Source organism: Flavobacterium frigidum (assembly GCF_048286795.2).
Window position 1 is genome coordinate 31,625 of record NZ_JBLVPT020000013.1, and the last position, 25,702, is coordinate 57,326.

The window sequence follows — 25,702 nt, forward strand, 5'->3', positions numbered from 1 at the left end:
AATAAAAATAAAGATTAAATAATTCATAATTATGGCGTTAAGCTGGAACGAGATTAAAGACAGAGCTGTTCGGTTTTCTAAAGAATGGAAAGATACCACTAATGAAGAAGCTGATGCTAAACCATTTTTAGATGCTTTTTTTGAAGTTTTTGGGATAACTCGGAAAAAGATAGGGACTTTTGAGCACAGGGTAAAAAAACTCTCAGATGCAGATGGATATATAGATTTACTCTGGAAGGGAACCATCTTAGTTGAAATGAAAAGTCGGGGTAAAAACCTGGATAAAGCTTTTCAGCAGGCTATAGATTACACACACGGATTAAAGCAAAACGAATTACCCAAATACGTTTTGGTTTGCGACTTTCATATTTTTAGGCTTTATGATACGGAGGAACAAACTACAGTACAGTTTACACTTGATGAATTAGTTCTCAATGTTCAAAGTTTTGGTTCCATACTTGGGTATCAAAAGAAAACCTATAAAGAACAAGATCCAGCGAATATCAAAGCGGCTGAATTGATGGGTAAACTTCACGACCGATTAGAAGAAATTGGATATGAAGGTCATCCGTTAGAAGTATATTTAGTTCGAATATTATTTTGCTTGTTTGCAGAGGATACTACTATTTTTGACAAGCAACAACTACAAGATTATATTGAAGGAAGAACTGCCGAGGATGGAAGCGATCTAGCCTCTAAACTGCAAGAATTATTTCAGGTTTTAAATACTCCAAAAGAAAAACGTTTTAAAAACTTAGACGAACAACTCAATGACTTTCCGTATGTAAACGGAAAATTGTTTGAAGAGATTCTTCCTATGGCTAGTTTTGATAGTAAAATGCGCCGTGCCTTACTAGAGTGTTGTTACATTGATTGGAGCAAAATATCGCCAGCCATTTTTGGTTCTATGTTTCAAAGTGTCATGAACCCTAAAGAGCGAAGAAATTTAGGAGCGCATTACACCAGTGAAAGTAATATCTTGAAATTAATTAAGCCTTTGTTTCTAGATGAACTTTGGACTGAGTTTGAAACCATAAAAAGCAATAAAAACAAACTACCAGAATTTCATAAAAAAATTAGCCAACTCAAATTCCTTGATCCCGCCTGTGGTTGTGGGAACTTCTTAGTGATTACCTATAGAGAATTACGCTTACTGGAGCTAGAAGTATTGCGCGCTACCTATAAATCAGGTCAAGGCGTTCTTGATATTAGAGAAATCATGTGGCTTGATGTAGACATGATGTGTGGCATAGAATATGAAGAGTTTCCCGCACGTATTGCCGAAGTTGCCATGTGGTTGATGGATCACCAAATGAATATGATGATAAGCAATGAGTTTGGACAATATTTTGCTCGTTTGCCTCTTAAAAAATCAGCTAAAATAGTTCATGGCGATGCTCTAGAAGTAAATTGGGAAGAGGTAGTTTCTAAAAAAGAGCTTACACATATCATTGGGAATCCTCCTTTTATAGGCTCTAAATTAATGAGCCAATTACAGAGGAACCAAATTGTAAAAGAATTTAATAATATTCCCGGATGTGGTGTTTTAGATTATGTGACAGGTTGGTATTTAAAAGCCGCCAAATACATTCATGATACCAAAATAAAAGGGGCTTTTGTTTCCACTAATTCTATTGTTCAAGGTGAACAAACCAGCATTCTTTGGGGACAAATGCTGAATAAATATGGCATAAAAATTCATTTTGCACACCGTACTTTTAGATGGAGCAATGAAGCCAAAGGGAATGCGGCTGTATATTGCGTTATTATTGGTTTTGCCAACTTTGATTCTAATGATAAACGAATATATGAATATGAAGATATCAAAGGCGAAGCTCACGAAATAATAGCAAAAAATATTAATCCGTATTTGGTGGATGCAAAAGATTTATTGATAAACAAAAGTTCAAATCCTATTTGTAATGTTCCCAACATGAATTTTGGTAATATGCCATTAGATGGTGGTCATTTACTACTATCGGAAATAGAAAAAGATGATTTAATTAAAGAATATCCAGAAGCTATACCTTTTTTAAAAAAAACAATTGGTTCTCAGGAATATATAAATAACATAAAAAGATGGTGTATTTGGTTATATGATGTTGACCCTAGTTTGTATAGAAAAATCAAAGGTGTAATGAATAGAGTTGAAAAGGTTAAGCAGTTTCGAGAGAATAGTATAGCACCATCAACTAAGAAATTTGCAGCAACTCCATTCCAATTTAGAGATACCAAACTTCCTAAATCTTACATTGTAATCCCTGGTGTTTCATCTGAAAGAAGAAAATATATCCCTATAGGTTTATTAACGAATGAAACAGTTCCTACTAACCTCGTACATATTGTCTCTAATGGAACTTTATTTCATTTTGGAGTATTAGTGTCAACTATGCACATGGCTTGGGTAAAAACTACTTGCGGCAGATTAAAAAGTGATTTTAGATATTCAAAAGATAATGTTTACAACAATTATCCATGGCCAGAGAATCCAAGTGAAAAACACATTAAAACTATTGAGGACAAAGCGCAAAATGTATTAGACGTTAGAGCTAGTTTTCCTAGTAGTTCCTTAGCAGATTTATACAGTCCTTTAACCATGCCTCCGGCACTTGTTAAAGCTCATAATGAACTCGACAAGGCTGTTGATGCAGCTTATAGCAAACAGGCATTCACCAGTGAAGCTAAGCGTATGGAGTTTTTGTTTGATTTGTATGAGAAATATACAGCTGGGTTGTTTGTTAAGGAGAAAAAGGGGAAGAAAAAGTAAGCTTGCAAATGATTTATAGGCAGTATGCCCAACAAAAAAAGCTACCAGCTACTATTTGTTCATTGGTTGCTTAGAAACGATAATTTCCCCAGATCGAATACTTTGTATTCTCGTTTTGGATGTTGTTTTACTATTTCATAGAATTGTTTTTTTAAGATGTTCAAATATAAGTTATAACCTGCGTTAGTCGCCATTGAAAAAACGGCGGCAAGCTGACAGTTATAGGGCATAACTGAAAAAAAACGTAAAAAAAACAGCAACTTTAAGAATATATAACCATTCTTCTTTGTACAAAACCGAAGTTAAAACTCGATAGAAAAAATACAGTATCTTTAAACGAAAAATTTGTGGAAGCATACTTTAAAAAAAATCTCTAAATTAGCAATCTGTGCGCAACAATAAAAATAAAGTTAAAGACAAACTAAATGAGTATTTTTTTATTTAATATTGTACAAACAAATTAAATATGTCTACAGCGAAGATTTTTTTAACACCTAAATTAGAAGGCCATCGATTTGATGACCATACTCTTCCTGTAAGTATGTTAGAAGACTTTTCTGCATTTGAAGAATTGGTTTTTGAACTTGCAAAAAAAATATATTTAGAAAAAAACCCCTCAAGAAAAAGAGTTCCAAAAGGATTTACAGAAAATGTTTACTTAAAGCTATCAAGTATTGAAGAAGGAAGTACAATTCCTAAAATTTTAATAGCAGCTATTACAAGTTTGACTACTCCAACAATACCTATTCAAAATACTGAAAATTTTAGCTATTTTGAATTAGCAAGGGAAAAAGTATTTGAATTAGTCGAAAATGTTAATGCTGGTAAATCTATAGAAATTGAAACAAAATTTTTAAACTATTTCAATAGAATTGGTAAAAATTTAGAAGAAGGTGAAACAATTGATTTCTTAAATGAACCAAGTTCTTCTAGAAATATAAAATTCAATAAAAATACCAGAAGAAAAATTTTATTATCAAGAAATGAGAATTTAGAATATTCTGAAAAAATAAAAGAGAATATTTTAATTCCATCGATTGACAAAAAAAATCAAATTTTTAAAATAGAAATTAATGGTAATATAATTGAATGCCCTTTTACCAAAGATTTTCAAGATACAATACTTACAGCTTTTCAAGAATATGAGAACAAAACTCTTGTATCCATTAAAGCAACGGGAGTTTTCAATGAAAACAATAAACTAATCCATATTGAAGACATCGAATCAATGGATATTCTAGATCCATTTGATATAAGCGTTAGACTTTCTGAATTATCAAATTTAGAAGACAAATGGTACGACGGCATTGATGGAAAAGCATTAAATATTGAAAAATTAGAATTATTTAAAAATTACTTTGAGAATTATTATAATAATGATTTAACGTTACCTGCTATTTTCCCAACAATAAATGGAGATATTGTACTAGAATGGAAAAAAGATAATAATGAGATTTCTTTAGAAGTAAATTTATCAAATTTCAATTCTACCCTATTTTATTTTGAGATGGAAAACGATGGCAATGATTTTGAAGAGCAATTAGACTTAAATGTAGAACAAAATTGGGTTTCACTAAATAGTTTAATTACTAAATATATAGGTTAAAATGAAAGAAGACACTTTAATACATAGACAAATTCACCCAAGTTGGGTTCAAAATGACACTATATCTTCTCAAGCATTTTTGACTGAAAATAATATCGCTTCTTTATCTTTTACACCATCAGAAAAAGACAATGATAAATTATCGGTTTATAATGGAGAAAAATTCACTCCTGAAGAATCTTTTATTCATTTTACAAGAAATTTTAAATCTGCTGGGGTTTTGTCGGTAAGCATTGACGAAGTTAATGTTGTAGGAGAATTAAAAGTGGAAGAAGACAATGACCCATTTGATGGTCATTCAGTTATAGATTTTTCTAGAGTATCATCCTCAACTCAAATAAAGAAAAAAGCAAAAAAATTAAAAAATATTGCTGTACAAAGAGGCTGGACTCATAAAGAATAATATTTTATACTTCTCAATGATGTAATCTTAATTAAAAGACATCAAAAATAACTTCTATTATAATATTGGAAGCGAAGAGCTTTGCAGATATTGTTGCGCCCTACAACACCCCGATGGCGCAAATTTGCAATCCGTGACTAAATAGTATATCAATAAAGTGAAAAAAATTAGATGATATAAAAAAAGTGGTCTTGACAATTGGAATTCGCTGGGATTGCAAATCCTCCCTATCGGATCAAAATAGAATTAAATTTCAAATAGTTGCAAATATTAAGATACCTTAAATTATATTAATTTAATTATTACATATATTTTAATTTGATGTATTATACTAGTTTGATTATCGTAATTGTTTAAATTGTAATGATATATTCCCTGAATATGAAAAAAGAATCTCCATATAGATTGACCCAGAACCAAAAGAATGAAATAGCGCAAAATTTGCTTGATATATTACAAGCAGATTCAACAATTACACAGGATACAAAAACATTCATTTGCAAATGGATTCTAACAGATTATTTGGGGAAAACGAAAGCTTTTTATGATGTGTGGGATATAGTTTTAAGGAATTATTTACCCGTGAAGAGACCTATTTTGTTCAGGTCTTGTCAACGTAAAATTGTAAAAAATAGAATAGCAAGTTTTACAGGAAGTTTAAATTGTGTAATGAGATTTAGTAAACATAAAGGCTATTTGATAATTTGTAACTCCAAAGATCAACTCAAGCATGAAGCTAAGTTTAACAAAAAGGGGAACTACAAAAAAACGTTTTATCCACTTGTAAACGTTTTGAAAAAAGCACAAAAATCAGATGGCTGGGGATTTAGCGCAAATTTTCTTGAGGAATTTATCGGTGAAGATGAGCATATTATGCATACTAATTTTGAAAATAATTGTGTCTTAAAGTGGGCTGAAATTTCGTAGTTAGTTGTATTATCTAAGTTATATCCCGATCGCAAATTTGCAATCCGTGACCACTTAGTATATCGATAAAGTGAGAAAAAAATTAGATGATGTAAAAAAATTGATCGTGACAATTGAAATGCGCACGGATTGCAAATTCGCTATCTGATTACACGATCAAATGAATTGTTTAGTTAAAACTACAATAAAAGAAATTAGTTTAAAACGTTTTTAATTAAAACATCAACAGACGAAAGTATTAAAATAAAATATATCAATAGTATGTCAAAAAAAATCTTTGGAGCGCTTACCTTGCTTTCATCAATTGTTTGGTTCGCTTTTTTCATCAATGGAATAGATAGGAACCAAATTTATTTTATTTTTTTACTTGCAGGTTTAGTAGACTTGCTACTTGTTGTAGGTACTAAATTCTGGAAAGATAGCCATGAACAAACTACAGTCATAACAGCTATGCGTATTGTATGTGTGCTTGTCAATATACTACTTTCTTTTTTTCTTTTAAAAATTATGAAATCCGAGGTTGATTTAGATGATCCAGACGATGTACTGTTATCGATTTTAATGTTTCTAGCCGTAGTTGCACCTTTAGCTTATTTATACAAAACTAAAAATAGAAAAAATTAAACATGATTAGTAAGCAGTTAGAAAGATATATTTTTGTAATTATTAAAAAAAAGTTGACCACAGATTGGCGGGATTAAAAAGATTTTTAAAATTTTATAACGAATTAACCTGCGTCAATCTGTGAAATCTGTGGCAAAAAAATGTAGTATTTTATTAAAAAACGACATTAAATTTTAGTCGTTATTTACATAAAATTTCGTGATCAAAGTGATAATTTATTTAATACCAAACCATGACCAGATTAATTATAGCAATCGTTTTAAGTATTTCCACTTTTGTTGTCGGCCAAAATAAAAAAGCTGTAAGCCTACCCGAAAAAGACTTTGAAAAATTCTGGACCACGTTTAAAGACAATTATGCTTTTTTTGAATTGAAAGGGGTAAATTGGGATGATGCCTACACCCAATATCGCAGTCAAGTCACTCCGAAAACTTCACAAGAAGAGTTAATAAACATCTTGGGTAAAATGGTAGATCCTTTGCAAGACGGACACATAACCATCTCAATAGGAGATGAGGTGGTTTATAAAGCGAAACGACCTTCGGCTTTTAAGAAAGAATTTAAGGGAATCGAAAAAGACTTGTGGAAGGCCAGTTTTGAAACATTACAAAAAGAAAAATTTGCCGCAGTAAAAGGAATAGGTCCCGTAGTTAATGATGAACATTTGTATTATGCATCACAAAGCGATGGTATCGGTTACATCAGAATATCTCGTTGTTTTGGTACCATCGAGAGTTTGTATAGTTCTAAAAAGGAGGCTAAAGACATTAAATTGATGCTTACCTTATTTGATAGTATTCTTAAGTCATTCGTTTCAACAAAAGGAATTATTGTTGATTTAAGAGCAAATGGAGGTGGTCATGCGGGCGATTTGCTGGCAAAAAGGTTTGTTTTACAAAAAGGCCTAACTCATTATAAATCAACCAAAATTAAGGGCGACTACAAAACGTTTTCTCCATTACGACCAATTGTAATTGCCCCAAATAAAGGCGTACAATATAGAAACCCAATTGTGATCTTGACCAATGATAAAACAGCCAGCTCTGCAGAGGATTTTACGCTCTCCTTGTACAAACAAAGTAATGTAACCACGATAGGAGCCAACACTTCAGGAATGTTATCAGATATGTTTGAATCGAAATTGTCGCACGATGTGTACTTTACATTGTCTAATGACAGTTACTACACAACGGATCGCATTTTACTCGAAGATCGTGGTGTTCCGGTTGAGATTGCTATGGTGAATACCAAAAATGATATTAGCTCTAAACGAGATCCGTTGATCATCAAAGCACTGGAAGTACTGCTAGCGAAAAAATAAGATTATTTCTTAACTTTCTGTGATGGCTAAGTTAGCATGTCCAATGAGGTAGTTTATAAAGAAAAAATCACAAAGCATAGAAGTATAAAATATAGTTGTTTGTGTATGTTTGTATAATGGCTATTAACTTGAAATGGCTGTTTTTAACATAATAATGTGTTATAATATATATGCTTTTGTATATATTTGTCATGTACAATTGTCAAACACAAATGCACATACGTTTTAAATCAAACTATATGATGGAATGCTTAACCGCTAAATCAAAAATTCAAGAAACCTTTAATGAGGTTACTGAATTAGCAAATCAAAAAAATGTCAAAGCTTTAAAACAAGAAGCTGTTGATAAATTTTTGGATAAAATTATAGTATTTACAACTTCTCTTGAAAATCAAACCAAAACGATATTAGATATTAATTCAAAATTAGAAAAATTATCTTGGGTAGATAACGTTGACGATGAATGTCTTGAATTAATAAAAGGATTGCTTGATAAATCAAACGCAGTTCATAAAAAACTAATTCGTACTTATGTAAGTATGAGTTGGGTTATTACCAAAGACATTGCCACCAAAGTAATGCGTAATTATAAAATCGCTTTAGACGATCTAAAAGAGCACAATCAAGATTTAGAAGATTTGTATTTTAACCTCCCTGCTGATACCGAATTTGCTAAAAGAATAGAAATGTTAAGCAAATAATGGATGAATGTTTATTGTTCTAATAGTTTTATTGAAGAGTATCAAAAATTAATTAAAAAGAAATAATACAAAGATTTAGAAAAATTATTTTTAGAATTTTTTATAGATAACACTTTTGATATTGTTGCTACTGGAAATAGACTTTACGGTCCTGAACACATCCCTTTTCTTAAAAAAAGAATTCCCGATGCTGGAGGATATAGATTATATTTTCTTGCAGATTTTAATTCTGAAAACATTTACATTAATTATATTCATGCAAAAAGGCAACCCCTTGGATATGACAACATTGGTATAGAAAAGAAAAAAGAACTTCATGATGCTATTTTAATTGATCGTAATAACATCGCACTACTTTATAAATTAGAAAGATGTCCAGTGGAAAGAATTGCGGTATTTAAACCTTATGAACCACCAAAAAAATAATATGTAACATAAGAACAGAAATCTCTCCCTGTAAGGAGGGATTTTCTTATTTTTACAACTTAACCATAAAACTGATTCACCAACACACGCTACAAGCAATTTGGGGATTAGGCTTAATTTGAAATTGGTTTTGTATTTGAAAGATTTGGCAAACCCAATGGCGCAAATTCGCAACCCAATCGCTCGGATTTGCAATCCGTGACCACATAGTATATTAATAAAGTGTAAAAAAAATTTGATGTTATAAAAAAATCGGTCTTGACAATTGGAATGTGAAGGGATTGCAAATCGTGTTATCGCAAATTGCAATATATTCATTTAGACCAAGTACCCTTGACCCAAGTTTGCCGTGTACTTCATTTGGCTAATTCCGCATCTTACTCATTTTATCAGGATTCAGGATCCTTAGAATACTCCCTTTTTTTTCAATCAGTCCTTCATTTTTAAATTCGGTTAGTGTGCGGCTTACAGTTTCTGCAGCTGTTCCTGCTAACGCCGCCAAGTCATCCCTGCTAACGCTTAACGTCTTTATTCCATCTTCGTGTTGTTGGTATAAACGTAGAATCGCTTCTGAAATCCTTTTCCGAACAGATTGGTAGGCAAGTTGCAAAAGATAGCCATCCTTTTTACGAATTTCATGGGATAAGATTTCAAGAAACTTTCCTGCAACATCTGGATACAGTCGCAACATTTCATCAAATTGTGTTTTAGGAAAAAAACACAAGCAACTGTCTTCTAGTGCTGTTGCAGTATCCTCGTGGGCATTATTAGAAAGAATAACGTTGATGCCAAGAAAATCTTCTGCTTGATAGATACCTGTCATCAATTCTCGGCCATCTTCTGCCATTTTCATGGTCTTAACTTTGCCTGATATTACAAGGTAAATCCCCGTGGCATGGTCTCCCTCGTAGTGAATAATCTGGTTTTTTTTGAACAACCTAGTTTTTCGCTCGGATATAATTTTTTTTAATTCAGTCAATCCATTCGTTTTTGAAACAAGGTGATCCAAATTCTCTAATGATTTACTGTAAAAAAGATGTTGACAGTCTTTTTTCTTCAACCTCGTTTCGATAGCATTTAAAAGTTCTAACCGGCCAAATGGTTTTGTTAGATAATCATCGGCACCCATTTCCATTCCTTTACGCAAATCAACTCGTTCTGATTTGGAAGTAATAAAAATAAACGGAATAGTTGTGGTTTCTGGATTTTTATTAAGAAGGTATAATACACCATATCCGTCTAGATCTGGCATCATTATATCAGAGAGAATAATATCGGGTAAATTCATAGTAGCCATTTCAACACCTTGTTTGCCATTTTTGGCCACAATTACGTCATAGTCGGCTAATTCAAGAATTTCAACTATATTTTCACTTATTTCTATGTTGTCTTCTATTACCAATACTTTGCTCATGTCATTGAAAATTTGAGTGTAAATAATGTTCCTTTATTTAGAGTACTGCTGTACGAAATAGTACCCTTCATTAGGGCAATATATCGAGCAACAATATTTAAACCGAGTCCAGTTCCAGGTATATTAGCTGTATTATGAGCCCTGAAAAAAGGTTCAAACAAATGTTTCTGATCTTCTTCTGGAATTCCTATTCCTTCATCTTTTACTTTAATAATACAATGGGTATCATTAATTTCAGTAGTAAAAGCAATACAACAGGTCTCCGCAGAATATTTTATAGCATTTGTAATTAAATTGATAATGCTGTTCTTAATTAAGTTTTGGTCCAGATTGATTAGTTTTTTAATGCCGTAGTGTTTAAATTGTATTTGCTGTTCACGTTTTGCCAGCAATTGCATCTCTTCTGTAATTTCTTCAGCTAATTGTACGAGGTCAAAACAAGTCTGATTTGCTTTCACTGTACCTACTTCTAATTGTTCTGTGTATAAAAAGTCATTTAATACAGTGGTTAAATTGGTCACAGCACTAATGATTTTTCTGGCATGTTTGGTAATATTGGTATTTTCTAATGGTTCGGCATATTTTTCTATTAGGGATGCTGATAAGTGTGCAGTACTTAACGGGGTTCGGAACTCATGAGAAGCCATTAATAAAAATCTATTTTTCAAGGTACTGAGTATCTTTTCTTTCTCTAAAGTGGCGCTTACTTTTTCTTTTGATTTCTCCAAGGCACGTATCGTATCATTAAGGGTCTTGGTCCTTTGTTCTACAAGCTCTTCTAAATGGTAAGCATAATTTTTAAGGTGTTCTTCATCTTTTTTTTGTTGGCTCAGGTCATGTATAAATCCTGCATATATCCTTCTGCCATCATAGTTTACTTCACTTACTCCTAATCTGAACGGAAATTGGTAACCCTCTTTAGTTTTTCCAATATGTTCTTTTCCAATTCCACTATTAAGAGCTTCTCCTGTCTCTCTATAATGTTTGATGTAGTCAGTATAAGCCTTCCTGTCTGATGCCGGTATAAGCATCGTGATGTTATTTCCTAAAACCTCCTCTTCTGAATAGCCAAATAGTGTACAAGCGGATGGGTTTATACTTTCTATAGTTCCAAAAGTATCAACAGTTATAATACCGTCTATAGCATTATGTACTAGGGCATGAAGTAAGGCAGCATTTTCCATAACTATTAATTTCCAAAAAGTATTGGCAATATGTAAAATTGATCTTTTTAAACCTACATATTATTACACAATTGACATTATAAATTATATAATTGACTCTTCTATAATTTTACCTCTCTTGTAGGATTAATTAAGTGATATAAATCACTAATAGTACTGCTCATTCTCATTTCAATTCAAGAGTATTTGTTCCAATTTTGCGTTGATACAGAATGGATGCATCTTTTCATTCTCAATAGATAAAAAATGAAAACTGATGAAATTTTACAAAAGGATGTCAGCAATGCATTAAAATGGAAATCGCCTATTTCTATTAGTAATATAATAGTAATCTCGAATGATGGAGTAGTTACACTTACAGGTGTAGTAGAGAATTATATAAGGAAAACACAAGCCGAAAATAGCACTAGGAAAATTGCTGGAGTAAAATCTGTAATTAATAAAATTGATGTGCTAATAAATAGCTGGGAGGGCAAAAAGGATGTTGCAATCACAGCCGAAATCCTTACTATTTTCAGATGGAATTGGCATACCATAAACGATACAATCAAAGTCAGTGTTATAAATGGATGGGTAACCCTCTTTGGAGAATTAGAATGGAACTATCAGAAAGAAGCTGCTAAAGAGGCAATTGTAAACCTTATTGGGGTCAAAGGGGTTAGCAATTACATCAGTATAAAATCACAAAGTGATACTGTAATTAACAGTACAGCTTTATGGCTCGCATTAGAAAACCATTACGAGCTGGATTCACAAAATATTGAAATAGAGGTATTAGATTCAAAAATAATTTTAAAAGGTACAGTTGATTCTTGGTATCAAAAAGAAATAGCAGGACGCATTGCATGGAAAACACCTGGCGTGATACATGTTAGTAATGAGTTAGTAATGGAAGCAGAATAAACTAAAAAAATTACAATGAAAACAATAAAAAAATTAGGCATTTGTATGGATCATGCCCATGCCCATCTTATTGAATTTTCGGATGAAATAAAAATCACAGAAACAGTCTCACTTGATTTTGACCATCAGGACAAGAATGAAACGCTACATCGCAGTGAAAGTGAAATGAATAACAAACAGCAACAAAGACAACATGGCTATTATAAAAAATTGGCAGCTATTATTAAAGATTTTACTGAGGTAGTTTTGCTTGGCCCTACCAATGCAAAGTCTGAATTATTTAATTTTTTAAGACAAAATCGTCTGTTTGACAGCATAAAGATTGATGTGATAAATGCTGATGAAATGTCTGATAAAAAACAACAGGAATTTGTTTCGGAGTATTTCAAGAAGGTTGATGTCAAAATGCATAAATAATTTCATTGCTATCCTATTTTTTTAAAATGGGTAAAACATATTAAAAGAAAAAATAAATGATACAAGTCAAAAAAGAAGGCGTACTACTCGAAAAAACGATTATCCCGTTTGAAAATGAAGGAGTGCTAAATCCTGCAGCAATAAAAGAGGGCGATTTTGTACATCTTTTTTATCGAGCAGTGCGCAAAGGCAATCATTCAAGCATAGGGTATTGTAAACTAGAAGGTCCTTTATTAGTTGTGGACAGAAATAAATCACCTATTTTGTTCCCCGAATTTGACTATGAAAGTCATGGAATAGAAGACCCAAGGATAGTAAAAATAGAAGACACCTACTATTTAACGTATACCGGTTTTGATGGGATTAATGCTTTAGGATGTCTTGCTATTTCAAAAGATCTGATTCATTTTGAAAAAAAAGGAATTATAGTTCCACAGATTAGTTTTGAAAAATTTAATAGCCTTGCTGGAATGGACGTTCCTCTCAATGAAAAATATTTCCGCTACAACAGGCATAACGTTGAATTGGAGAAGCATCCAAAAAGATCACTGCTATGGGACAAGAATGTAATTTTTTTTCCAAGGAAAATAAAAGGAAAATTTTACTTGTTACACAGGATCAAACCAGAAATTCAGATTCTTGTTGGTATTGAAGATTTAAATGATTTAACAGAACTATTTTACGACGATTACATGGTCCATTTTAATGATCATGTTGTACTTACTTCAAAATTTGATCATGAAATCAGCTATGTTGGCGGTGGTTGTCCTCCTATAGAAACAGATCAGGGATGGTTAATTATATATCACGGTGTCAAGGATGGTCTAGATGGATACGTTTATTCGGCCTGCGCTGCTTTACTGGATCTAGAAGATCCTAGAAAAGAAATCGCTCGCTTACCGTATCCTTTATTCAAACCAGAATTAGAATGGGAACTAAAAGGGGAGGTAAATAATGTTTGCTTTCCAAGTGGAGCAGTAGTTTTTGACGATACTTTGTACATCTATTATGGTGCTGCAGATGAACGAATTGCTTGTGCTTCGGTCTCTTTTTCAGGATTAATCAATGAATTATTACTTAATAAACTACACGATGATAAATAAAATAAGATCAAATCGCAACAATTCATATTCAGGTCAAAACGGCAAATTTTTCAGCTTGGATAAAGTTTCAGTAAAAGATAAAGAGAAATTGCCCGAAATTTTATTTATCACTACTTATCCACCTCGTGAATGCGGTATTGCAACCTATTCACAAGATTTAATTTTGGCATTAAAAAATAAATTCCAAAACACTTTTGATATTAAAATTGCAGCTCTGGAAATGCAAAACAATACGTATTCTTACACTGATGAGGTTACTTATTTTTTGGAAACCGATAATAAAATCTCTTATACTAAACTCGCAAATACCATTAATGTAAATCACTCCTTAGAATTGGTATTGATTCAGCACGAATTTGGTTTATTTAGAGCCAATGAAGCAGATTTTATCCTTTTTTTAAAAGCGATAAATAAACCTATCATCATCGTATTTCATACTGTATTGCCTAATCCAAATATGCAACTGAAAAAAAACATAGCCGAAATGGATGCTATTGTTGACTCCTTTATAGTCATGACCCATGCCTCTGCAAAGTTATTGGAACAGGATTACGGGATTTTAAAAAACAAAATTACTGTCATTCCGCACGGAACACATTTGGTAAAATACATAGATAAAGAAGCTTTGAAAGCAAAATACAAATTATCAGGCAGAAAAATCATTTCTACATTTGGTTTGCTCAGCTCTGGAAAGTCTATCGAAACCTCATTAGACGCAATGCCAGTAATTATTAATAAAAATCCAGATATTCTGTTTCTAATTATAGGCAAAACACACCCATCTGTTGTAAAAGAAGAAGGTGAAAAATACCGTCAAAGTCTGGAGCAAAAAATAGAAATACTCGGTCTGCAGCATCATGTAAAATTCATAAATACGTATTTACCGCTCGAGGAATTACTCGACTATTTACAGCTAACAGATATTTACCTTTTTACCTCAAAAGATCCAAATCAGGCTGTAAGTGGTACGTTTTCTTATGCTATAAGTTGTGGTTGTCCAGTGATTTCTACTCCTATACCGCACGCTAGTGAATTATTAATGAGCGGTGGAGGTAATATTATTGACTTTGGAAATTCAGTACAATTAGAAAAACAAGTAGCCATTTTATTAGACAATCCAAAGTTATGTAAGGAAATTTCAAATAATGGTATTCATAAAATGGCACCAACGGCTTGGGAAAATTCGGCTATTGCCCATACTAAATTATTTGAAAAATTTTTGCAGAAAAAATTAAAGCTAAATTATAGAACACCTAAAATAAACCTCAGCCATTTCAAGGCATTAACGAGTCCATTTGCAATGATACAGTTTTCGATCATTAACCAACCAGATTTAAAAAGTGGGTACACGCTCGATGATAATGCAAGAGCTTTAGTAGCCATGTGTCAGCATTTTGAATTAACAAATGATAGTGAAGACCTAATTTATATTGATCAATACTACCATTTTATCCACTTTTGCCAGCAAAAAGACGGCACATTTTTGAATTATGTAAACGAACAAAAAAAATTCACAGACCAAAATAGTGAAAACTTAGAGGATTCTAACGGAAGAGCCATATGGGCTTTAGGATTTATGATTTCTATGAGTAATTTATTGCCCAAAATATTAATCTTAGAAGCAAGAAAAACACTTCAGTCTGCTTTAGCTAATACTCATAAAATACACTCTACAAGGGCAATGGCTTTTACAATAAAAGGAATTTATTACGCTAATAAAAAGGAAATAAGTTTTGAAAACATAGTACTGATAAAACTATTGGCTAACAGATTGGTTCAAATGTACAAACACGAATCAAAATTAGGCTGGCATTGGTTTGAGAGCTATATGACGTATGGAAACAGCATTCTGCCCGAAGCCATACTTTGTGCTTATCTGGCTACAGGCGAAGTGATTTACAAAGGAATAGCAAAAACGTCTTTCGATTTTTTATTATCAAAAACAATTACCGAAAACAGTATTAAAGTCATTTCCAATAAGGGATGGTTGCATAATAACAAAGCAGTTCATAAAGAAGTAATTGGAGGCGAACAACCTATTGATGTAGCCTATACTATCTTGGCATTGGCTAAATTTAATGACACTTTTAAAAATAATGCCTACCTACAGAAAATGGAAATGGCTTTCAGTTGGTTTCTTGGAAACAATCATCTCCAACAAATTATTTACAATCCCTGTACTGGTGGATGTTATGACGGTCTGGAAGAAGATTATATCAACCTCAATCAAGGTGCAGAATCAACTGTAAGTTATCTTATGGCACGACTTACAGTCGAAAAATGCAGACGAGAAATACAATACAATAAGACAAATACGCTTCAAAGTCATAATCATAGTTTGACAGTTGCCAATTAGAACGCATTTATAAACAAGTACATTCTTATAAAGAGTTTTTGCTACAGATTAAAAGGATTAAAAAGATTTTTTAAAATTACATAACAAATTAATCTGTGCTAATTTGTGAAATCTGTGGCAAAGAAATTTAGTGCTTTTTTAAAACACGACATTAAATTGTAGCCAGTACTAAAAGGAATAGCATACATCAATACATCTAAATAGTATGAAAAATAAAAACACATTATCAAAATCCTCCAAAAAGGAGATGGAAAAAGTAGCAGCATTAAACTATCCACCGAGTGAAGATATTTTTAATAAGCTAACTGAAGCAAAGGATATTGATCCAGAAGACATCACCAAAAATAAGACACCAAATGAACCTAGAAATTCTAAATGGAATGAAAAGAATTTTAATGAAGATGTTTCAGGTTTAGATCTAGATATTCCTGGATCTGAACTCGATGATGATATGGAACAAACAGGAAGTGAAGATGAAGAGAATAATGGTTATAGTCTGGGTGATGATAATAGTAAGTAATAGAATGAAGACAAAATGGCGGAATAGATTCTTGGAGATATATTTTTGGTAGGATTTCTATAAATAAGCAACATTTAAAATGTTTAAATCAGCATCTAAAGTATATTTACGGGGCAAACCAGTTGGGATATTGATTTTTTCAATATCCTTTGGACTGATGTTTTCTAAATACATCATTATTGCTCTTAAGCTATTGCCGTGGGTAACAAGGAGTACGTTTTTACCAGCTTTTAACTTGGGTTCGATTTCAGTTTTGTAATACGGAACCGTTCTGTCAAAGGTCGAAGCCAAACTTTCTCCATCGGGCGGACAAATAGCATAACTTCTTCGCCATATTTCAACTTGTTCTGTGCCATATTTCTTTGCAATTTCAGCTTTGTTCAGTCCCTGTAAACTGCCATACATTCTTTCATTGAGAGCGCTATTTTTTACCACAGGTATTTCGGTTTGCCCTAGTACTTCAAGAATGATTCGCAAGCTTTTCTGCGCTCTTATTAGCATTGACGTATACGCTATTTCAAATTTGTAGTCTTTGAGTTTTTCTCCTGCCCGTCTTACTTCTTCCTCTCCCAAAGGGGTAAGATCTATATCGAGAGTTCCAGTAAATCGATTTTCCAGATTATAAACAGATTGTCCATGGCGGACTAGTATTAAAATAGACATAAGCTGTTGAATTATTGAATAGCAACAAAGTTGCAACATCGTTTACCATTTAAAAATGTAGATCGTAGGTATTATAAGTGATAAAAATCACTTTGCCATCACGATCTCAAATAAATGTTTGATATCATTTTTTCAGTTGGGTATTATCATTTCCTGACAGGAAAATATGGCTCAAATTTGCACCTTTAAAAGACAATCTTTGCAGATAGGAAAGGATATATAAACTTAAAAAAAAAGCGATTATGAAATATTTTTGCATCGGTAATCAGCAGTGCAGCTGGGTTAATTAGGAACGAAATTATAGCACGCACACGAATAGAAACCATTAGAAATTTGCAAATTAATAATCCCATCAAAAAATGAAAATAGCCATCTTTAATACTAAATATTACGAACGTGAATATCTTGACAAATATAATGTTGAAGGTAAGCATCAACTCACTTATTTTGAAGCACCACTCAATGCAGCGACAGTAGCTACCGTAAAAGACTTTAATGCAGTTTGCATACAATTGACAGATAAACTAGATGCTAATGTAATGGGTCAACTTGCAAAAGAAGGAATAAAACTGATCGACTTGCGTAGCGCAGGCTATGATAATGTTGACTTGGAGGCTGCTGCAAATAATAAAATAAAAGTGATGCGCGTACCGGCTTATTCACCTCAAGCAATTGCAGAACATGCCACGGCACTAATCTTGACACTCAATAGGAAAACACATAAAGCGTATAATAGGGTTCGAGAAAATAATTTTTCTCTTCAAAATCTAATGGGTTTTAACTTATTTGGGAAAACGGTTGGAGTTATAGGAACAGGAAAAATTGGAACGGCTTTTTGCTTTATAATGCTTGGTTTTGGCTGTAAGGTTATTGCAAATGACAGTTTAAAATCTAAAACATTAATTCAAAAAGGAGTAAAATATGTCACTTTTGAAAAGCTATTAGCACTATCTGATATTATTTCTATTCATTGTCCTTTGAACCCAAAAACAAAACATCTTTTTGATAGTATTGCTTTCTCAAAAATAAAAAAAGGAATGATGCTTATTAATACAAGCCGAGGAGCAATCATCAATACAAAAGACGCTATCGAAGCACTTAAAACGGCACAAATTGGATATTTGGGTATCGATGTGTATGAAGGTGAAGACACTATCTTCTTTAAGGATTTATCAGATACAGTCATAAAAGACGACCAAATCGAAAGATTAATGTCTTTCAATAATGTTTTGATTACACCGCACCAAGCTTTCTTTACAAAGGAAGCTTTAGATGAAATTGCCAGAATAACAATTCATAATTTCGATTCATTTGAAGACAAGGTTAAGTCAGAAAATGAAGTATCGTTCCCATTACAAAAACTACTGCAGAACTCATAGTTAAGTAAGGAGAATCATTTTTTTAAGAACGTTAGGTCATTTGAAGCCTTGCGTGCATGTCGCACCTTTGTATTCAGTCTTAAACTAAATTTTTCATAATGAAAAGTAATGAAGAGTTACAGAAAAACGTTGTAGATGCCATTAATTGGGAACCTTTTTTAAATGCTGCCGTTATTGGCGTTATGGCAAATAAAGGTTCTGTAACACTTACTGGTTCGGTAAATACCTACGCCAAAAAAGCCGAAGCTGAACAAGCGGCCAAAAATGTAGCTGGGGTAAGAACAGTGATCGAAGACATTAAAGTGGTTTGTAATACTAAGGACAAAAGAACTGATGCTGAAATTCTAACGGCTATTGAAACTGCCTTCAAGTGGCATTGGGATATCCCAACCGAAAAAATTTCAGTTATTGTAGAGAGCGGATGGGTATTTTTGAGCGGTCAAATCGAATGGAACTACCAGAAAGAAGCTAGTAAAAATGCACTCAACAACCTTATTGGAATTACAGGAATAACTAATAACATCAGTATCATTTCCTTATCAAAGGATACAAACAAAAAAAAGACGTTGAAATAGCTATTGCCCGCAATGGGTCATAAGCATCAAGGATATTGGTGTCTTTGTTTTTAATAATGTAATCTTTTTATAAGGCTCTATAGATTCTTGGTACCAACAAAAATGAAGCTGGACGAATTTCATGGAATGCACCCGTTGTAAAGCAGAAACAAAATTATTTATAGGTCGATTTTAAGAATAATATTTTCATCTAAATTTAAATCAATAAAAACTACTAATTATGGAAAAAGTAAATATGGATAGTCTAGTTGTCGTTCTGGCTACTCTTGAAAAATTGGGATTTCATTCTCAATTTGAAGTCAATGGGAAAAATATGGTTTCATTACAAACAGACAATCTTTTCCAAAGTAATGAAGTGAAAATTGTACATTTCTATCGTTTTGAAGGCGAATCTAATCCTGATGACAGTTCTATTATGTATGCCATTGAATGCAATAACGGGGAAAAGGGAACTTTAGTTGATGGATACGGAACAACTGCCGATACAGATACTGCTAACTTTATGCTAAACGTTAAAAATAAAAAATAATCTTCAAAAACACCGATGCTAGTTTCCAAGAAACACAAATTATAATGTAATAGGTTTCTATTCAATCTAAAAATCAATAAAAACGGTATGCTTCACAATAAATTTAAAAGTAAAGGTTTAACAACTGCTGAGGTAAATCGTGCAAGAAAAAAATACGGTGAGAACAAAACTGCCTATAAAAAAAACAATATGTTTTTAAATGGCTTACTTCAGATTGTCAAAGATCCTATGACCATTTTATTATTGGTAGCATCAACCATTTATTTCATAAGCGGAAAAACATCTGATGGTATATTTTTAGCTGCAGCAATTATTTTGATAGCTGTAATTTCATCTTATCAAAAAGCTAGAAGTCACAACGCTTTAGAAAAATTGAAAGATTATACAAAACCCAAATGCAAAGTCATTAGAAACGGTACTGTAATCGAAATAAAAACAGAAGAATTAGTACTTGGCGATAGTTTGTTGGTCGAAGAAGGGAATGCAATTGCAGCTGATGGAATCATTGAATCCTCAAATGATTTTTCAGTAAATGAATCCATACTGACAGGAGAATCAATGTCGGTTATAAAAGACAAATCGACAAAAGACAACACTATTTATCAAGGGACAACCGTTGCAAGCGGGCTGGCTATAGCAACCATTACAGCTATAGGCGCTGAAACTAAATTAGGTACCATAGGTAAAAGTCTAGAGGAAATCAAAGAAGAAAAAACACCTTTGGAAGTTCAGATTGGAAATTTCGTAAAAAAAATGGCTATTGCGGGAGCCGTAATTTTTGTCATTGTTTGGATTATAAACTTTTTAAATTCTCATAATGTATTAGACAGTTTACTCCAAGCATTAACTCTTGCAATGAGTGTTTTGCCCGAAGAAATCCCAATTGCTTTTACCACATTTATGGCTCTTGGTGCTTGGCGAATGATGAAAAATGGAATTATTGTCAAGCAAATGAAAACCGTCGAAACATTAGGGAGTGCCACTGTAATTTGTATTGACAAAACAGGGACTATCACTGAAAACAAAATGAGTTTAGCTAAAATATTTACGTTAAAATCTCAAAAAATTACGGATATAGACAATGAATTATCCGATGAAGAAAAAGAATTAATTGCCATCGCTATGTGGGCAAGTGAACCCACTCCGTTTGATCCCATGGAAATAGCATTACACGAAATTTACACGAAATTTATTGCTACAGATCAAAGGCCTGGTTTTAAATTGATTCATGAATATCCGTTATCTGGTAAACCGCCCATGATGACACATATTTTTGAAAATAAAACCGGAGAAAAAATTATTGCAGCCAAAGGTGGTTCCGAAGCCATTATGGCCATTTCAAAACTATCCAAAAAAGAAAAAACTGTAATTTTAGATGCAATAAAATCATTGTCAAGCGAAGGATATCGCATTTTAGCCGTGGGCGAAACTTTTTTTAATGGAAAAAAATATCCCAAAACACAACAAGAATTTACATTTGAATTCAAAGGATTAGTAGCCTTTTATGATCCGCCAAAGAAAAACAGCCATCTTGTATTGCAACATTTTTATAAAGCAGGAATTAAAGTAAAAATTATTACAGGAGACAATGCCGAAACCACAGCCTCAATAGCTAAACAAATAGGTTTTATAGGCTATGAAAAAAGTATTTCGGGTGACGAATTAATGAAATTATCAGATAAAGAACTCAAAAAACAAGTTGTAGAAATTAATTTGTTTACCAGAATGTTTCCCGAAGCAAAACTAAAAATTATAAATGCACTAAAATCGAATAAAGAAATCGTGGCTATGACTGGTGATGGTGTCAACGATGGTCCAGCACTCAAAGCTGCTCACATAGGAATTGCAATGGGCAAAAAAGGAACCGAAATTGCCAAACAGGCGGCATCATTAATTTTGATAAATGACGATTTAGCCAAAATGGTTGATGCTGTTGCCATGGGAAGGAAAATTTATACCAATTTAAAAAAAGCCATTCAATTTATAATTTCCATTCACATTCCAATTATTTTTACGGTGTTTATTCCGTTGGCATTGCGATGGGTTTATCCTAATATATTTTCGCCAATTCATATTATATTTTTAGAATTAGTAATGGGTCCAACATGCTCTATTGTGTATGAAAATGAGCCAATGGAAAAGAATACGATGACACAGAAACCAAGGCCTTTTACAAACACTTTTTTTAGTTGGAAGGAATTATCAACGAGTATAATTCAGGGTTTGGTAATAACTTTTGGTACGTTATCAGTGTATCAGTTTGCGGTTTATCAGGGCTTTAATGAACACGTGACACGAACAATGGTTTTTCTGGTTTTAGTAACATCAAATGTGCTTTTAACCTTAATAAACAGGTCGTTTTATTATTCCATTTTTACCACTTTGAGATATAAAAACAATTTAGTTTTTATAATTATAGGAACTACAATTGCCATTACCGGATTGTTACTGTATCTAAAACCATTGACAGATTTTTTTCTATTTGAGCATTTAAATGTTTATCAGTTATCAATTGCTATTTTAGTTGGTAGTGCTGCCGTATTATGGTATGAGTTGGTCAAAATTTGGAAACGCAATACCAAGAATTTCTAAAGGAATGAATCGTATAGAAAAGTATCCTTTGCGAACCATTTAAAAAAATCAAAATGACGCTATGGGCAATTGCTATAACACTTTTTATAGTATACCGCTTGCATTGACAGGGTGGTTAATACCAGCTGTAGCTTTGTTGCTGCATCTAGTCTTTCTAAACAAAGCTCCCAGCGAATTTACACTTCTTATAAGTTTTGGTACTCTAAAGAAAAAGTTGTTTTACTACACTCTAAATTCAGCTCTTTAAATTTGCCATTCCTACAATTTAAAAAAAAGTTTGATCTGAATGCTAATTTTTTTCGTATGTTAGATATTGTATAAACATACTTAAAATGAAATATCTGTTTGCTCTTTTATCTTTAGTTGCCACTCAATTTTGTTTGGGACAAAAAACAATTCCAAAAGTTTTAGAAAAACTAAATAGTAAAACTGTCCCTTACATGACTGTAGAAGAATTTCAGACAAAAAAAGGAGTTATTGTATTAGATTCCAGGGAAATAAGCGAATTTAATGTAAGTCATATTAAAGATGCGCTTTACGTAGGCTATAATAATTTTGATGAAAATAAAATTACTACAGCAATACCTAATAAGAACGCCAAGATAATTGTTTACTGTTCTATTGGAGTTCGCAGCGATAAAATTGGAGAAAAACTACTTAAAATGGGCTATAAAAATGTGTACAATCTTTATGGTGGAATTTTTGAATGGAAAAATAATAATGGGAAAGTAATTGACAATAAAGGTCACGAGACAGATAATGTACATACGTTTAACAAAAGTTGGAGTAAATATTTGAAAAAAGGGACCAAGATTTATTAAAACTAAAACGAATTCTTAAATCAATAGTTGAACAATTCTTTAAAAAAGTATTTTAACTAAAACCGATCTATATAATTTATCGTATCTCATTATAACTTGTAGTTTAAATAAAAGAAAAGTAAGAGCAATAAGGATTTTTGGAGTATGTAACCAAAAAACAGCAGTTGCATAATTTTATAAAACAAAATTTACAAGTAAAAGTAAGTTAAATATAATATAACTGTTTTAAAATGGATCAACACAAGAATTACAAAATTTGAAATGACAAAAATAAACAGCAATGACTACCAATTTTTTATAAATAATTAAACCAAATCAATAACCTTAAATATTAAACCTATGAAAATGTTTATCCTGTCCTTAATTTTTTTACCATTTTTTTCTAGTGGTAAAAACGGAACAAATCCAGAAGCCGTAAAATTTACTAATGAGAAAAGCAACACTATAGAAGCACCGGGCGTTAATCATGCAAGATGGAATGCATTATTACAAAAAAATGTTTTAAAGAACGGAAATGTAAATTATAGAGGTTTTCAAAAAGACAGCAAAGAACTAAAGGTATACTTAAACGAACTTTCAAACAATTCACCCACTAAAGCATGGTCAAGAAATGCGACTTTAGCATATTGGATAAACGCATATAATGCGTACACGGTGCAATTAATTTTAAACAACTACCCAACTAAAAGCATTAAAGATATTGCTGATCCATGGGGCAAAAAATTTATTTCTATTGGTGCCAAAAAATACAGTTTAGAAGAAATTGAAAATAACATTCTGCGCAAGATGAATGAACCTCGCATTCACTTTGCCATAAATTGCGCTTCGGTTTCTTGTCCTGAATTATTAAATGAAGCATTTACGGAATCAAAATTGGAAAAGCAATTAGTTTCGGTTACTAGAAATTTCATTACTGATAAATCTAAAAATTCCATTACACCTAACAAAATTGAAGTATCAAAAATATTTGATTGGTTTGCTGCCGATTTTAAGACAAAAGGGGATGTAATAGATTTTTTAAACTTGTATAGTACTATTAAAATCAGTTCAAATGCAAAAATAAGTTACAAATATTACAATTGGAATCTTAATGACTAGCCTTTCTGCATAAATAATTTTTTAATTACACGCACTTTTCAATCGAAATATCATTTAATCTAAAAATGGTGATGATAGGAATTGAATAGCTCGCTTTAGATTCCAATAATATTCAATTTTATATTATATATCGTTTCCTTCGAAAAAAAAGAAAATTATTATTTAAAACTTTTGCATTGATTGGGTTTTTAAAGTAGTACTTTTTTAGTTTTAATGATTAGTTTTAGGCAGTTAACAAGGAAACGTATCTAGACAAGACTTTGCAAGAACTTTTGAAATTTGTATCAGAAAAAAATATCATTAAATTGGTTTTTTTTATTGGATAAGGAAGTTTTCAATATTATTTATAAATATTTTTGATGAGGTAGTTAATTGAAAATCAACAATTTTTTAATTTTTTTTAATTTTTTTTTGATTTTCTAAAACCAAATCTATTTTCCCCTCGTAAATGAACAAATAAGTAAAACAAATAACACTTAAACACTATGATTAAAAAACAATTACTATTAATGTTAGCAGTAACAACACTAGGAGGTGTATATACCGCTTTTTCGCAGAGTCCAATAAGTGGATTCATGCAAGGTAAAGGAAAAGGAAATGTTTCTCTTTCTTTAAGTTCAGAAAAGTATGATAAAGTATACTTAGTACCACAAGAAACAAATGGTGTACCAATTTTTAACGAAGTAAAGTTAAACAGCACTAACCTGTATGCAACTTATGGTCTATCAGATCAATTAGACGTTGTAATGTCTTTGCCATACATTTCAGCTGAAGGGAATGCTTCACAAGAGCAATTAAACAACTTAAACTATTCAAACACTAGAAGTGGAGTTCAAGACGTATCTTTTTACTTAAAATACAATCCTTACTTCCACAATTTTGGTAAATCTAGCTTAAGATTGATTGGTGCTTTAGGATTAAAAACACCACTAGGAGACTACAAAGTTGATGAAGGATTACAATCAATTATTGCAATTGGAAATAGAAGCACAACGGTTAGTGCTCTTGGTTTAGCTATGTTCAAAATGGACTCTGGAATTTTTGCTTCAGGACAAATTGGAGGAAATATAGCTTCTAATGATGTACCAAACTCTTACACATCAGAACTTAAATTAGGATACGCGGCTTCTAAATTTTATGGCGATGCTTACGTAGCAAATCAAACATCTACAAGTGGTGTAGATATTTTGGCAGAAGGTTTTCAAGGCTTTTTCCCAGCTACAAAAGTAAACTATACCAAAATAGGTTTGAACCTTTACACTCCTCTTTACAAAGATTTTGGATTAGCTGGAGGTGCTAGCACTTTAGTAGCAGGTAGAAATATCGGAAAAGCGACTGGATTTTATGGTGCACTAGTTTATAAATTTTAATTA

Annotated in this window: 22 protein-coding genes; 19 read left to right on the forward strand and 3 right to left on the reverse strand. The window is 32.1% G+C overall.

Annotation, left to right across the window (positions count from 1 at the left end; all coding sequences use genetic code 11):
- Positions 1-31: 31 nt before the first annotated feature.
- The 7 genes from ACNQGB_RS12435 to ACNQGB_RS12465 all read left to right on the forward strand — a co-directional run bounded on the left by ACNQGB_RS12435 (position 32) and on the right by ACNQGB_RS12465 (position 8,349).
- The gene (locus ACNQGB_RS12435) at positions 32-2,767 is read left to right on the forward strand and encodes a class I SAM-dependent DNA methyltransferase (protein ID WP_417944030.1); all 2,736 of its coding nucleotides are present in this window, start codon (positions 32-34) and stop codon (positions 2,765-2,767) included.
- Between the two features lie 466 nt (positions 2,768-3,233).
- Complete coding sequence (locus tag ACNQGB_RS12440; protein ID WP_417944031.1) at positions 3,234-4,373, forward strand: hypothetical protein; 1,140 nt, start codon at positions 3,234-3,236, stop codon at positions 4,371-4,373.
- Between the two features lies 1 nt (position 4,374).
- A complete protein-coding gene (locus tag ACNQGB_RS12445) occupies positions 4,375-4,776 on the forward strand; it encodes a hypothetical protein (RefSeq protein WP_417944032.1) in 402 nt (133 codons plus the stop codon).
- A 381-nt stretch (positions 4,777-5,157) separates the two neighbouring features.
- On the forward strand, positions 5,158-5,703 hold the full coding sequence (locus ACNQGB_RS12450; protein ID WP_417944033.1) for a hypothetical protein: 546 nt from the start codon (positions 5,158-5,160) through the stop codon (positions 5,701-5,703).
- A 261-nt stretch (positions 5,704-5,964) separates the two neighbouring features.
- On the forward strand, positions 5,965-6,327 hold the full coding sequence (locus ACNQGB_RS12455) for a hypothetical protein (RefSeq protein WP_417944034.1): 363 nt from the start codon (positions 5,965-5,967) through the stop codon (positions 6,325-6,327).
- Between the two features lie 232 nt (positions 6,328-6,559).
- Positions 6,560-7,648, forward strand: a complete 1,089-nt coding sequence (locus ACNQGB_RS12460; protein ID WP_417944035.1) for a S41 family peptidase — start codon at positions 6,560-6,562, stop codon at positions 7,646-7,648.
- A gap of 239 nt (positions 7,649-7,887) precedes the next feature.
- The gene (locus tag ACNQGB_RS12465; RefSeq protein ID WP_417944036.1) at positions 7,888-8,349 is read left to right on the forward strand and encodes a hypothetical protein; all 462 of its coding nucleotides are present in this window, start codon (positions 7,888-7,890) and stop codon (positions 8,347-8,349) included.
- A 790-nt stretch (positions 8,350-9,139) separates the two neighbouring features.
- On the opposite strand, the gene ACNQGB_RS12470 is transcribed toward ACNQGB_RS12465, so the two are convergent.
- Both ACNQGB_RS12470 and ACNQGB_RS12475 read right to left on the reverse strand, forming a co-directional pair.
- The gene (locus ACNQGB_RS12470; RefSeq protein ID WP_417944037.1) at positions 9,140-10,189 is read right to left on the reverse strand and encodes a response regulator; all 1,050 of its coding nucleotides are present in this window, start codon (positions 10,187-10,189) and stop codon (positions 9,140-9,142) included.
- On the reverse strand, positions 10,186-11,373 hold the full coding sequence (locus ACNQGB_RS12475) for a PAS domain-containing sensor histidine kinase (RefSeq protein WP_417944038.1): 1,188 nt from the start codon (positions 11,371-11,373) through the stop codon (positions 10,186-10,188). The genes ACNQGB_RS12470 and ACNQGB_RS12475 overlap by 4 nt, the downstream gene beginning before the upstream one ends.
- 246 nt (positions 11,374-11,619) lie before the next feature.
- On the opposite strand from ACNQGB_RS12475, the gene ACNQGB_RS12480 reads away from it, so the two are divergent.
- The 5 genes from ACNQGB_RS12480 (at position 11,620) to ACNQGB_RS12500 (ending at position 16,672) form a co-directional block, all read left to right on the forward strand.
- Entirely contained in the window at positions 11,620-12,276 is a 657-nt protein-coding gene (locus ACNQGB_RS12480; RefSeq protein ID WP_417944039.1) for a BON domain-containing protein, read from the forward strand.
- Positions 12,277-12,291: 15 nt separating this feature from the next.
- The gene (locus ACNQGB_RS12485; RefSeq protein ID WP_417944040.1) at positions 12,292-12,693 is read left to right on the forward strand and encodes a hypothetical protein; all 402 of its coding nucleotides are present in this window, start codon (positions 12,292-12,294) and stop codon (positions 12,691-12,693) included.
- Positions 12,694-12,749: 56 nt separating this feature from the next.
- Complete coding sequence (locus tag ACNQGB_RS12490; protein ID WP_417944041.1) at positions 12,750-13,796, forward strand: glycoside hydrolase family 130 protein; 1,047 nt, start codon at positions 12,750-12,752, stop codon at positions 13,794-13,796.
- Positions 13,786-16,152, forward strand: coding sequence for a glycosyltransferase (locus ACNQGB_RS12495; RefSeq protein ID WP_417944042.1), 2,367 nt, complete (start codon positions 13,786-13,788; stop codon positions 16,150-16,152). The genes ACNQGB_RS12490 and ACNQGB_RS12495 overlap by 11 nt, the downstream gene beginning before the upstream one ends.
- A 205-nt stretch (positions 16,153-16,357) precedes the next feature.
- Complete coding sequence (locus ACNQGB_RS12500) at positions 16,358-16,672, forward strand: hypothetical protein (protein ID WP_417944043.1); 315 nt, start codon at positions 16,358-16,360, stop codon at positions 16,670-16,672.
- Positions 16,673-16,729: 57 nt separating this feature from the next.
- On the opposite strand, the gene ACNQGB_RS12505 is transcribed toward ACNQGB_RS12500, so the two are convergent.
- Entirely contained in the window at positions 16,730-17,335 is a 606-nt protein-coding gene (locus ACNQGB_RS12505) for a 2,3-bisphosphoglycerate-dependent phosphoglycerate mutase (RefSeq protein WP_417944044.1), read from the reverse strand.
- 359 nt (positions 17,336-17,694) lie between these two features.
- Here ACNQGB_RS12505 and ACNQGB_RS12510 point away from each other — a divergent pair, with 359 nt between their 5' ends.
- The 7 genes from ACNQGB_RS12510 to ACNQGB_RS12540 all read left to right on the forward strand — a co-directional run bounded on the left by ACNQGB_RS12510 (position 17,695) and on the right by ACNQGB_RS12540 (position 25,699).
- On the forward strand, positions 17,695-18,714 hold the full coding sequence (locus ACNQGB_RS12510; protein ID WP_417944045.1) for a 2-hydroxyacid dehydrogenase: 1,020 nt from the start codon (positions 17,695-17,697) through the stop codon (positions 18,712-18,714).
- Positions 18,715-18,812: 98 nt separating this feature from the next.
- Positions 18,813-19,289: a BON domain-containing protein gene (locus tag ACNQGB_RS12515; RefSeq protein WP_417944046.1), complete on the forward strand. Its 477-nt coding sequence runs from the start codon at positions 18,813-18,815 to the stop codon at positions 19,287-19,289.
- Between the two features lie 220 nt (positions 19,290-19,509).
- Complete coding sequence (locus ACNQGB_RS12520; RefSeq protein WP_417944047.1) at positions 19,510-19,818, forward strand: phosphoribosylpyrophosphate synthetase; 309 nt, start codon at positions 19,510-19,512, stop codon at positions 19,816-19,818.
- A gap of 87 nt (positions 19,819-19,905) precedes the next feature.
- Complete coding sequence (locus tag ACNQGB_RS12525; protein WP_417944048.1) at positions 19,906-22,410, forward strand: cation-translocating P-type ATPase; 2,505 nt, start codon at positions 19,906-19,908, stop codon at positions 22,408-22,410.
- A gap of 332 nt (positions 22,411-22,742) precedes the next feature.
- Positions 22,743-23,231, forward strand: a complete 489-nt coding sequence (locus ACNQGB_RS12530) for a rhodanese-like domain-containing protein (RefSeq protein WP_417944049.1) — start codon at positions 22,743-22,745, stop codon at positions 23,229-23,231.
- A 339-nt stretch (positions 23,232-23,570) separates the two neighbouring features.
- On the forward strand, positions 23,571-24,329 hold the full coding sequence (locus ACNQGB_RS12535) for a DUF547 domain-containing protein (RefSeq protein WP_417944050.1): 759 nt from the start codon (positions 23,571-23,573) through the stop codon (positions 24,327-24,329).
- Between the two features lie 485 nt (positions 24,330-24,814).
- Positions 24,815-25,699, forward strand: coding sequence for a hypothetical protein (locus ACNQGB_RS12540; protein WP_309760339.1), 885 nt, complete (start codon positions 24,815-24,817; stop codon positions 25,697-25,699).
- Positions 25,700-25,702: the final 3 nt, after the last annotated feature.